This is a genomic window from Hyphomicrobium sp. (assembly GCF_035572195.1).
In the GTDB taxonomy this organism is placed as follows: Bacteria; Pseudomonadota; Alphaproteobacteria; order Rhizobiales; family Hyphomicrobiaceae; genus Hyphomicrobium_B.
Genome location: NZ_DATNBA010000010.1, coordinates 1 through 10,924 on the forward strand (window position 1 = coordinate 1; position 10,924 = coordinate 10,924).

12 protein-coding genes and 1 tRNA gene are annotated in these 10,924 nt (G+C 59.9%); 3 read left to right on the forward strand and 10 right to left on the reverse strand.

The window, feature by feature from the left end; translation table 11 throughout:
- From VN623_RS01345 to VN623_RS01355, 3 genes are all read right to left on the reverse strand, one after another.
- Positions 1-635, reverse strand: a 635-nt coding sequence (locus tag VN623_RS01345; RefSeq protein WP_325567330.1) for a glycosyltransferase, incomplete at its 3' end; no start/stop codon positions are given.
- Positions 636-835: 200 nt separating this feature from the next.
- Positions 836-911 (reverse strand) — tRNA-Ile (locus VN623_RS01350).
- A 69-nt stretch (positions 912-980) separates the two neighbouring features.
- The gene (locus VN623_RS01355) at positions 981-1,715 is read right to left on the reverse strand and encodes a hypothetical protein (protein ID WP_325567332.1); all 735 of its coding nucleotides are present in this window, start codon (positions 1,713-1,715) and stop codon (positions 981-983) included.
- Positions 1,716-1,787: 72 nt separating this feature from the next.
- On the opposite strand from VN623_RS01355, the gene VN623_RS01360 reads away from it, so the two are divergent.
- Entirely contained in the window at positions 1,788-2,681 is an 894-nt protein-coding gene (locus VN623_RS01360; protein WP_325567334.1) for an SIMPL domain-containing protein, read from the forward strand.
- A gap of 25 nt (positions 2,682-2,706) precedes the next feature.
- On the opposite strand, the gene VN623_RS01365 is transcribed toward VN623_RS01360, so the two are convergent.
- From VN623_RS01365 to VN623_RS01380, 4 genes are all read right to left on the reverse strand, one after another.
- Positions 2,707-3,615, reverse strand: coding sequence for a carbon-nitrogen hydrolase family protein (locus VN623_RS01365; protein ID WP_325567336.1), 909 nt, complete (start codon positions 3,613-3,615; stop codon positions 2,707-2,709).
- On the reverse strand, positions 3,615-4,229 hold the full coding sequence (locus tag VN623_RS01370) for a GNAT family N-acetyltransferase (protein ID WP_325567338.1): 615 nt from the start codon (positions 4,227-4,229) through the stop codon (positions 3,615-3,617). Before VN623_RS01370 ends, VN623_RS01365 begins: the two co-directional genes overlap by 1 nt.
- A 15-nt stretch (positions 4,230-4,244) precedes the next feature.
- The gene (locus VN623_RS01375; RefSeq protein ID WP_325567341.1) at positions 4,245-4,679 is read right to left on the reverse strand and encodes a ketosteroid isomerase-related protein; all 435 of its coding nucleotides are present in this window, start codon (positions 4,677-4,679) and stop codon (positions 4,245-4,247) included.
- A 74-nt stretch (positions 4,680-4,753) separates the two neighbouring features.
- Positions 4,754-5,173, reverse strand: coding sequence for a secondary thiamine-phosphate synthase enzyme YjbQ (locus VN623_RS01380; protein ID WP_325567343.1), 420 nt, complete (start codon positions 5,171-5,173; stop codon positions 4,754-4,756).
- 37 nt (positions 5,174-5,210) lie between these two features.
- Between VN623_RS01380 and greA the strand changes: the two genes are divergently transcribed.
- A complete protein-coding gene (gene greA / locus VN623_RS01385; RefSeq protein WP_325567351.1) occupies positions 5,211-5,669 on the forward strand; it encodes a transcription elongation factor GreA in 459 nt (152 codons plus the stop codon).
- A gap of 73 nt (positions 5,670-5,742) precedes the next feature.
- On the opposite strand, the gene rpoD is transcribed toward greA, so the two are convergent.
- The 3 genes from rpoD to VN623_RS01400 form a co-directional block, all read right to left on the reverse strand.
- Complete coding sequence (gene rpoD / locus VN623_RS01390; RefSeq protein WP_325567353.1) at positions 5,743-7,734, reverse strand: RNA polymerase sigma factor RpoD; 1,992 nt, start codon at positions 7,732-7,734, stop codon at positions 5,743-5,745.
- Between the two features lie 113 nt (positions 7,735-7,847).
- Positions 7,848-9,833 carry a DNA primase gene (gene dnaG, locus VN623_RS01395; RefSeq protein ID WP_325567345.1) on the reverse strand — a complete coding sequence of 662 codons (1,986 nt, stop codon included), beginning with the start codon at positions 9,831-9,833 and terminating at the stop codon, positions 7,848-7,850.
- Between the two features lie 171 nt (positions 9,834-10,004).
- Positions 10,005-10,442 (reverse strand): GatB/YqeY domain-containing protein, encoded by a 438-nt coding sequence (locus VN623_RS01400; protein WP_325567347.1) that lies wholly within the window; start codon positions 10,440-10,442, stop codon positions 10,005-10,007.
- Positions 10,443-10,654: 212 nt separating this feature from the next.
- On the opposite strand from VN623_RS01400, the gene VN623_RS01405 reads away from it, so the two are divergent.
- Positions 10,655-10,924, forward strand: a 270-nt coding sequence (locus VN623_RS01405; RefSeq protein ID WP_325567349.1) for a carbamoyl-phosphate synthase domain-containing protein, incomplete at its 3' end; no start/stop codon positions are given.

Genomic DNA, 10,924 nt, shown 5'->3' on the forward strand with positions numbered 1-10,924 from the left:
TTCGTGCCACCGATCTCGGTGTGTGAACCCAAATCAAAAATGGTTTTAGTGTCGCTTCCGCTTCGAACGTATCCGAGGCCCGCAGAGCCTAGCGCACGAACTCGTTGACTTAAAATAAGGCCGCCAAATCGGCCTTGTTGAAGTTTGAAGCCGGTATCGAACGAAAGCACCGTATTATCCGGAACAAGCGTCGTTGCTGATACGATAGCGTCCACGTATGCCGAGCTCAGCGCGTCGTCGTCGTCGAGGCGAAACGTGAATGTGCGGGAACTGCTGGAAAACTCCTGAACCGCATCACGTGCCGCCACGATGTGACTATCTGCAGGGGCTATCTCGACAATCTTGAGCCACGGCGCGCGTGACGCGATCGCGTAGAGCTTAGTCTTCCACTCCTGCGGGAGTTCTGCGGAAGTCAGGATGATGTGCTGGAATTGACGATGACTTGCAGCAATTGCCGCGATACTGGGAAGCGCAAAAGTTCGAAATAGACGGAAGCGATTGGAAAGCCGCTTAGGGCTAAACACGATGGCTTTGGCTGCCTCAAGAGACACCGAGCGTGTCTGATGAAAAGACGATAGAGACTGCTTATTAAGCACGGAAAATCGGGTGATCCCGACAATGCAAAGAGTGCTCATCTTCCCCACCCTGCGCCAGTTGCGCGGATAGGGCTAACTAAACCGCCCCGGCGCCATACACCTACAATCTGAATTAGGAAACCCTGATCGGTAGCCCGACTGGTCAGCCGAAACCAAACAAGGGGCACGTTGTTGCGCCGGCAACAGTGGGGGGGCCGGTTCTGGACGAGACCGACTTGTGCATAGGTATGGTCGTGCATTGGTGGGCCCGCCAGGACTCGAACCTGGAACCAGACGGTTATGAGCCGTCAGCTCTAACCATTGAGCTACGGGCCCACGCGGCGCATCTCATAACAGAAGTTGCGCCGTAAGCCAGCATCGGCGCCGAGTTTCGCGCGATCGGCCTCACCTTTTTCGGCGTTCGTCGTAGCTCTGGCCGGTGGTCAAGCGAAATGCCCCGTTTCGAGCCATTCGGAAAAGCTTTTCGGCACCCTTTCGAGCCGCCCATCCCGGACGCTGCGGGTCGTGAATGCTGTCATGCACGATGACCGCATCGGCGGGAGCATCGCGCAATTCCATGCCGGCGTAGCGCAGAGGCAAGGCCGCGAGCGAAAAGCCGCCGGCGCTGTGTTCGATGGTGGGAACCAAAGCAGATTCCGTTCCCATTTCGTGGTCACGGCACTCCGAGTTCCAGGCGTCGACGAACGCGGCGCCACCCGGGGTCGGCATGACGACAATGACGCGGGAGCTGAACTTCAGCGCATAACCTCGTCCGACCGCCCTACCTTTGACGCGCAACGCGACATCGCCTCGCGTCTCCACAATTTTGGAAATGTCGCCGCGGATACTGCAGTCGACATCCATGAAGACAAGGACCGCATCCGGATAGTCCCGTCGCGCGACGGCGAGCATTGCGGGTTTCTGGAATATTTGGGCCCGCCATCCGCCTTCGACCTTGGCGCAAGCATAAAGATGGTGCGACACGCGGTGTTCGATGAGGTTCGCCGCAAAAGTGGATGCCGCCTCCGCGTAGTCCGGAGTAAAAAATCCGATCACGATGAGGTTCGAACCGAAAAGCCGGAGGAGATCGGCATGCGACGAGCGGGTCTCGTCAGGACCGGAATTTGTACCTGCTGTCATTGACGCGTTCCGGCAACGCCGCTTCTGATGAATGCTGCGAAGCCAGCCCGATCCGTCGCCTGAAACAGGCTCGTGTCCATCTTCATCCCTGATCGTCCCAATTCGGCCTCCGCCGCGCTCCTCTTACCAGATATTTATCTGACCGACAGCGTTTCGCCCTCATTTTTCCGCGAAGGATTTATACCGACACGGCCGATCACCAACGAGGAGACACACATGCCGCGCCATTTACGGCCTGCGTTCATAGCGCCGGCATTGCACGCACTTCTGCTTCGAGCTTTTGTCGCGGCAACGCTCGTCGCTGCATTTCAGACGTCGGTAACTCATGCGGATGAAAAACCCATGGAACGCACGATTACGGTATCCGCAACCGGCACCGTCGAGGCCGAACCGGATCAGGCGCGCGTCACATCGGGAGTCACGACGGAAGCAACGAGTGCGCGCGAGGCGTTGACCGGCAATAGCGAAGCTATGACCAAGGTCATCTCGGAACTGAAGGCCAAAGGCATCGACGCCAAAGACATTCAGACGGCGTCGTTCAACGTCGAGCCGGTCATCGACTATTCAAAGGACGGTCAACCGCCGAAGACGAGGGGCTATCGTGTCAGCAATCAGGTGGTGATCCTCGTCCGCGATCTTGGCCAGCTCGGAACCGTGCTCGACAACGTGATCACGGCAGGTGCCAATCAGGTGCAAGGATTATCTTTCGAGGTTTCGAAGGCCGACACGCTGAAGGACGAAGCGCGCAAGGAGGCCGTCTCCAACGCGCTGCGCCGCGCCAAGCTGCTCGCCGCCGCCGCCGGAGCCGAAGTCGGGCAGGTGTTGCAGATATCCGAAGAGGTGAGCTCGAATGCGCCAGTTCCCTACGCTTCACCTCGCTTTGCCAAAGCCGAGATGTCCGTTCCGATCGAACGCGGCACCAGCACACTCGAAGCCCGCATTACGGCGACGTGGGCGTTGAAGTAGCGAGATTTGAAGTCAGGCGATGCTCTCAGGCCAGTTTGACGATTTCGACCGTCACTTTCGTCGTCGGTACGCCTGGCTGTAGCGCCCAGTCGCCGTAGTTGTGCATCTCGCCCGTTTCGCGCACGCGCTTTAGCCGCGCAAGGTCGATCGTTGCCGTGACCCACTCGGCGGCGTTCAGCGTTCCCTCGGCGAGAATGCCGGTGTCCGACACACCCTGTTCCGATGGCACGTAAATCCCCGCCGCGCCGGCATTGAAATCGACGGCCGGTGACCACGGCGCATCGCCGACCAGCGGGCTTTGCACCGTCGCGATCGTGTTCTCGAGGGCACGCGCCATCGCGCCCGTGCGGACGCGGTGATAACCCGAGACACGCTCTGTGCATGTCGGCACCAGCACGACATCCGCACCGGCCTCCGCCATTGCCCGCACAAGCAACGGGAACTCGCTGTCGTAGCAAATGGCGATTGCGAAAACGCCGAGCGTCGTCTGAAAGACGCGTACGGGACCTCCTGCCGACACGCCCCATTCGCGCTCGAAAGGCGTCATGACGAGCTTTTCCTGCTCGCCGACGGCGCCATCGGGCGTGATCAGTTGCGCGGCGTTGACGAAGCGTCCGTCTGACTTCAGCACCGGACCGGATCCAGTAAGGATGTGTACGTTATGCTTTTTGGCGAGGTCGCTATGAAACTGCACGCGGCTGGCCGCCAACTCCGCGACCTTGGCAAGTGTGTGCGGGAGGTCGCCGTAAACCTCCGGACCGAAGCAAGCCGCCTGTTCGATCGCGGCGTATTCGGGAAAGACCAGAAATTCGGCACCCGTCGCGGCGCCCTTCCGGACCCAAAGCGCGACCTTCTCTTCCCACTCGGCGAGCGTTTTCGGCTGCCCTATCGGATACTGGGCGCTCGCAATTTTGAGGGTCGTCGGTTGGCTCATCAGAGCGTCTTCATCCAGAATTGCATCTCGTGACGTGTCTCGCCCAGCTGATCGATATCCTTCCAGTCGTAGGTCGCGATTATGCCCTCGACGGGGGCATATCCCCTTTTTTTCCAGAACGGATCAAGTGGGGCATAATCTTCGGGTTTCAATGGGTGGTCCTCTGGCCGGACGACACGGCAGAATGTCGAATGCGTGAGGCCGCCGAGGCGGCGCGCTTGCGCCTCGCGGCCGTCGAAGAAAGCGTGCCCGAGACCGTAGCCGCGATGGCTTTTCAGCAGCACGCTTTCGCCGCAATAGAAGATCTTCGAAATGTCGTATCCGGCCTTCTTGAACGGCTCGCCGAACTCGTCGGCGTGCTCGAGCATCGGCGCGCCGGTCGAAGCGCCGACCATCTCGCTGCCGTCATAGGCCGCGATGACGACGGCGCCCTTGGCGGCGGCGAATGTCTTCAAATACTTCTCTTCGTACTCGAGCGTGCCGTCGTAGAGGTATGGCCAGTCGCGAAACACGATGATACGCAGCCGCGCGAGATCGGGAAGGATCGAATGAATCTCCTCGCCCGTGATCGACTTGACGTCGAGCGTCTTGCGCTCGCCAGATACGACCGCCATGCCGCGTATTTCCCCTTAGCCCGCGACCTGTGCGATCCAGTCGGTCAAATTGTAATAAGTTGTGACGCGCGATATCTTGCCGTCGCGGATCGCGAAGAACGTGCCGGCAGGCAGCACGTATTTCTGGCCCATCGCTTCCGGCAAGCCTTCTTCCGTGTTCTTGTAGATGCCGTGAACGTTGAATTCGGCGGCGGCGCGCGTCGCGTCCTTCGATACGAGGACGACGATGTCCCTCAGCTCTTCCTTGTAGTTGTGCGTCATGCGGGCGTTGAAAGCGCGGAACTTTTCTTTGCTGGCGCGCCGCTCCCCTTGGTTCACGTCGTGAATGACGTCATCGGTGAGGTAGGACAGCATGGCGTCGGTGTCGCCACGATTGAAGGCTGCGTAGTAGTCGCGGATCAAAGCCGCGGTGGCGGCGCGGGCCTGCGATTCTGGCGTTGTGTCGGACATGGGGTCTCTCGCTCGCATTGAATTGTTCGCGGCGGTGTTTAGCAGGTCGCCCTCGCGTCTTCCACCCGTTGCGATCATTCGCCAACGACGTGAACGACGACGCTACGGCTATGTGGCCTCGTCCGATGCTCAAAGAGGTAAATACCCTGCCAGGTGCCGAGCATGAGCCGGCCGCCGGTGACCGGGATCGTCAGCGTGGTCTCGGTCAGCGCGCTTTTGACGTGCGCCGGCATATCGTCCGCTCCCTCGGAGCGATGGATGAATAGGGGATCGCCATCCGGTACCAGCCGTTTGAAGAAGGCGACGAGGTCGCGCTGCACGTCCTGATCAGCGTTTTCCTGGATCAGCAGCGACGCCGACGTGTGCCGGCAAAAGACGTGCACGAGGCCGGTTACAATGCCCGAAGCGGCAACGATACGCGCCGTTTCATCGGTAAACTCAGTCAAGCCTTGGCCGTCTGTATTGAGTGTTAACGTCTGTTGATACTGGCGCATGCTGGAACCGGCTTGTGAAAGTCCCTATGTTAAGCCGATGAGCCGAGCATTCGTCAAAGAAACCGATGCCGTGGACGAGCTTCCCGAGAAGCTCGTTTCGGAGCATCGCAACCTCGTCACGCCGGAAGGCCTTGCGATGATCGAGGAGGAAGTCGCGCGGCTGCAGGTCGAGCTCGGCGAGGCGCAGCGGGCCGAAGAGCGTGACGCGATACAACGCGTGTCGCGTGACCTTCGATATTGGAACGCACGCTTGGTAACCGCCGAGGTGCAGCCTGCACCCGGTGATTTGTCAGAGGTCTCGTTCGGTGCAACGGTCACGTTCGAGAGAAACGACGGACGGGTTCAAATCTTCCGCCTTGTCGGCGAGGACGAAGCCAATCCCACCAAGGGCACGATCTCTTACACGTCGCCCTTGGCGCAGGCGTTGATGGGCAAGAGCGTCGGCGACGTCGTGAAGGCGGGCGGCGGCGAAGCCGAGATTACGAAGATCGAGTAGGTGCCACCCGTTTTGTCGTTTGAATCCCCGTAAAATATTTAGGGCCGCTTTCGCGGCCCTATTCAATTTCAGCTCAGTTGTCGAGGAAGCTCCGGAGCTTCCTTGAGCGGCTCGGATGTTTCAGCTTGCGCAACGCCTTGGCTTCGATCTGACGGATGCGTTCGCGTGTCACCGAGAACTGCTGGCCGACTTCTTCGAGCGTGTGGTCGGTGTTCATGCCGATGCCGAAGCGCATGCGCAGCACGCGCTCCTCGCGCGGCGTCAATGATGCGAGCACGCGCGTCGTCGTATCGCGAAGGTTCGATTGGATCGCCGCCTCGATCGGCAGCACGGCGTTGCGGTCCTCGATGAAGTCGCCAAGGTGGGAATCTTCTTCATCACCGATCGGCGTTTCGAGCGAGATCGGCTCTTTCGCGATCTTTAAAACCTTGCGCACCTTCTCGAGCGGCATCGCGAGCTTTTCAGCGAGTTCTTCAGGCGTCGGCTCACGGCCGATTTCGTGCAGCATCTGGCGCGATGTTCTGACGATCTTGTTGATCGTCTCGATCATGTGCACCGGAATGCGGATCGTGCGCGCCTGATCGGCGATCGAACGCGTGATCGCCTGCCGGATCCACCACGTCGCGTAGGTCGAGAACTTGTAGCCGCGGCGGTATTCGAACTTGTCGACCGCTTTCATCAGGCCGATGTTGCCTTCCTGGATCAAGTCCAGGAACTGCAGGCCGCGATTGGTGTATTTCTTGGCGATGGAAATTACGAGACGCAGGTTGGCCTCGACCATTTCCTTCTTCGCTTGACGAGCCTCGCGCTCGCCCTTCTGCACGGCCTTGACGATGCGGCGGTATTCGGGAATTTCAAGCCCGGTCTCAGTCGCGAGTTGGTGGATTTCGCTGCGAATGCGCTCGACGTGTTCGCGTTCGCTCTTGACGAATTGAGCCCATTTCTTGCCATTGCCGGCGACGCGGTCGAGCCACGTCTGGTCGAGTTCGTTGCCGTAATATTCGTCGATGAAGTGCTGGCGCGGAACACCGTAGCTGTCGGCGAGACGCATCAGGCGGCCTTCGAGACCGATCAGCCGCTTGTTGATCGCGTAAAGCTGCTCGACGAGGCTTTCGATACGGTTGTTGTTCAGCGACAGCGATTTGACGTCGACGATGATTTCGTCGCGCACCTTTTCGTAGATCTTCTGCTGCTGGCGCGAACCTTGTTCGCCGACAAGCTGCTGCTCGAGCTTCTTGTCCTGCTGTTTGCGCAGCTTCCTGTACGTCGCAGCGATCGTGTCGAAAGTCTCGAGGACCTTCGGCTTCAGTTCCGCTTCCATCGCGGCGAGCGACATGGCGTTTTCGAATTCATCGTCATCGTCGACATCGCCCTCAGGCGCGCCGGGCGCGCGGGGAGCAGGCTGTTCGATCGCAGGCGCTGCTTCATCGGTCGTCTCGGGAACCTCTTTGGCCTCGGGGCCTTCGTAGGTCGCTTCGAGATCGATGATGTCACGCAGCAAAATCTTGCCGTCGTTGAGTTCGTCACGCCAGATGATGACGGCCTGAAACGTCAGCGGGCTTTCGCAAAGCCCGGCGATCATCGCCTCGCGGCCAGCCTCGATGCGCTTTGCAATGGCAATTTCGCCTTCGCGCGACAAAAGCTCGACAGAACCCATCTCGCGCAAATACATGCGCACCGGATCGTCCGTACGTTCGGTGGGTTCGGCCTTGGTCTCGGCCTTGACGACGGCGTTCGGCGCTACCAGCGCGCGGCCCTCTTCCTCCTCGGGAGTGTCTTCGGCCGCTTCTTCCTTCTCTTCGCCTTCTTCGGTCTCGACGACGGTAATGCCCATGTCGGAGAGCGTCGCGTAGAGATCTTCGATCTGATCGGAGGAGACCTCCTCGGACGGCAGCACCGAGTTCAATTGGTCGAGCGTTACATAGCCCTTCGCCTTGGCCGATTTCAGAAGGCGCTTAACGGCAGAATCGGAAAGATCGAGCAGGGGGCTGTCGCGCTCTTGCGCGTCGGCCGCCGGTTGCTCTTTTTCATCGGTTTTTTGGACTGCCTGCTGCGCGCGTGCCATCCTGGTTTCCTTATCGCCTGTGCCGAATTCCAGAGGGGGAACCGGCAAATCATCATTCGTCGATATCGGCACCGCCATACGGCAGCATCCGTTACCGGATTACCTTCACGCGCCTAGTCGGCACGCGTTACAATCGGAGCACCGTTCCCGGGCCGGTCAATTTCGTCGTCTATCTGATCCATCGACGCCTCGCGGGCAATTTGGCGTTTGATGTCTAGAAGGCGGGTCTCGGCCTCTTCAGTGCAATCCCGATACCATTCCTCTTCGGCGAGCTTCAGAGTACGCCCCAAAGCGTCCTGCCGCTTATGCAGCGCAAGAATATGGTCCCAGGCGGCTTCGACGTCGGCGGCGGAGGCTTCTGGCTCGGCAAAACGGTCGCTGGCGTGCGTAATCGTTCGCGCGATGAGGTCCACCACCTTTGCAACCCCCGATTTGCTCAGTTGGGAGCGTAAAGTCGCTGTGTCAAGACAATTTTGCCTAGCGTGTATGGCCAAAATCTCGTCCCTGAGTGCCGAAAGCGCCGTCGAAACGAAGTCGATTGAGGCAATTGCCTCGGAATGATCGTCGATCAACCACGGATGATTGACCAGGGTTTTAAGGATGAGGGCCTCTCGCGGCGAAATGCTCTGAAAATGGCTTGAGAGTTCAGGGCTGGCATTAACCATTTCTGGGAAGGGCGTTTTTTTTGCAAAACGGCGTTCATTGGGTCCCGCCAGCCGTTTGCGCTCACGTCCCTTCCAGTCGGGCGCCATCATGGGGCGGGCGTACGACCCGTGGTTTGATCCCGGACCGCGGCCGTAGGGTTCGCCGGGGCCACGGCGTGGGGCGCGCTCCCGCCCCAGCTGATACAACCTGTCGCGCAGCTCACGCTGGTAGTGCGAGCGCACCGATGCGTCCTGGATGGTCATTGCCAAGCCCAGTAACCGTGTGTCGAGGGCGGCGCGTTGCTCGGGTGTGGTGAATGTCCCCGAGCGCAACTCGCGCTCCCAAAGCACGTCGACGAGGGGCCGCGTCTTCGCGAGCACGTCCGATACGGCGCTTGCCCCCTGCTGTCGGATAAGATCATCCGGGTCCACTCCTTCGGGCAGGAAGGCAAACGCGACGCTCTGTCCAGGCTTCAGCCAAGGGAGCGCAATCTCGATCGCCCGGTCCGCCGCTTTGCGTCCGGCAGTGTCGCCGTCGAAACAAAGGATCGGCTCCGGCGCGAACCGCCACAGAAGCTTTAACTGATCTTCGGTCAATGCCGTTCCGAGCGGCGCGACCGTCTCGACGAAGCCCGCTTCGGCGAGCGCCAAGACGTCCATATAGCCTTCGACGACCACTACTCGACCCTTGTCGTGCGCCGGAGCGCGGGCGCGCGAGGCGTTGAACAGTAGGTGGCCCTTATGGAAAAGCGGCGTCTCGGGTGAGTTGAGATACTTGGCGGGCGCGTCCTTATCGAGCGCCCGACCGCCAAAAGCGATGACCCGGCCTTTGAGATCGAGGATCGGGAACATGACGCGGTTGCGGAACCGGTCGTAAGGCTCAGGAATGTCGTCGCCGGCAATCAGCATTCCGCTGGCGGCCATGTCGTCGGTCGAAAAGCCCTTGGCTTTCAGATGTGCGGTCAGCGCGCTGCGCGAGCTTGGTGCGAAACCAAGCCGGAACGATCGGATTGTCTCGCTCGCGAGGCCGCGCTTTTCGAGATAGCGGCGGGCCTCGGTGCCGCTGCCGGACCGCAAGCTCTCCTCGAAAAAGACCGCTGAAGCCTCGAGTAAGCGATAGAGCCGGTCGCGCTGATCTTCCTGCTCGACGTTGCGTTCGGTGGGTTTCGGCATCTGAAGGCCGGCTTCCGCCGCAAGACGCTCGACGGCTTCCGGAAACTCGAGGCCTTCCGTCTTCATCAGGAACGTGAAAACGTCGCCGTGCTCGCCGGAGGCAAAGCAGTGATAGAAACCCTTTTGATCATTTACAAAGAACGAAGGCGACTTCTCCGTCTTGAAAGGCGACAGGCCTTTGTACTCACGGCCCGCCTTCTTCAGCGCGACCTTTCGGCCGACGACCTGACTCACAGGCAGCCGGGCGCGAATTTCATCCAGAAAGTTCGGACTGAATCGCATGGGGCCCTAGGAAGCCTCGGTGGGAGCCTTGGTGAATCGATGTAGAAGCGATGTGAGACTTCAATAGGTGATTCGCCTAAGACCCTCGCACCTCCAATGCCTCTCGCATCGGTGCGTGCACGCTTTCCACAGCTTGCCCGCGCTTGAAACCGGCGATTCTGCGTTCGCACGTCAGCCGAGGGCCCCTTTGACGGCGGCGCTCGCCTTCTGAAAATCCATCTGCCCGGCGTATTTCGCTTTCAGTACGCCCATCACCTTGCCCATATCCTTGACCGATGCGGCACCGGTCTCAGCGATGGCCGCGGCAACGGCGGCCGCAACGGCGCTATCGTCCATTTGCTTGGGCAAATAGGCTTCGATGATCGCGATTTCGGCCTGTTCGACGGCCGCCAGATCCGGCCGGCCGCCGTTGGTATACTGTTCGATCGAATCGCGCCGCTGCTTCACCATTTTGGTCATCACGGCCAGAACTGCGGCATCGTCGATCGGCTTTTTGGCCTCGATCTCGGCCGACTGGATAGCCGCATTGATGAGACGCAGCGTTCCGACCCGTTGCTTATCGCCGGCCTTCATCGCCGCCTTCAGATCCTCGCTGATCTTCGCGCGCATCTCGGTCTCCTATCCTGAAGTTGATTTGGTTTAGGGGTGTGAGCCTCGCGTCGCAAGCAGCGAAGCCGCCGGAACCATGAGCAATTCCGCGCAATTGACGTTGATAGTCCGTTCCACTAGTTTCCGGCGCGAATTGAGGTCCGGCGGCCGAATTGGCCAGGTCTTGCGAAACACCGGATCGAATTTCGCGCCCCAATCCATTCGGACAAACGATGAACGCACCGCAACCCTGGACCGACGTGCCTCTAACCGCGCGCCTCGTGCTTGATGACGGCACCGTCATCGCCGGGCAAGGCTTGGGTGCGACCGGAAGCGCCGTCGGCGAAGTCTGCTTCAACACGGCCATGACCGGTTATCAGGAAATCCTGACCGATCCGAGTTACGCCGGTCAGATCATCACGTTCACCTTTCCGCACATCGGCAACGTCGGCGCCAATCAGGAAGATACCGAGACTTCGAACCTCGCGTCGCGCTCGGGCGTG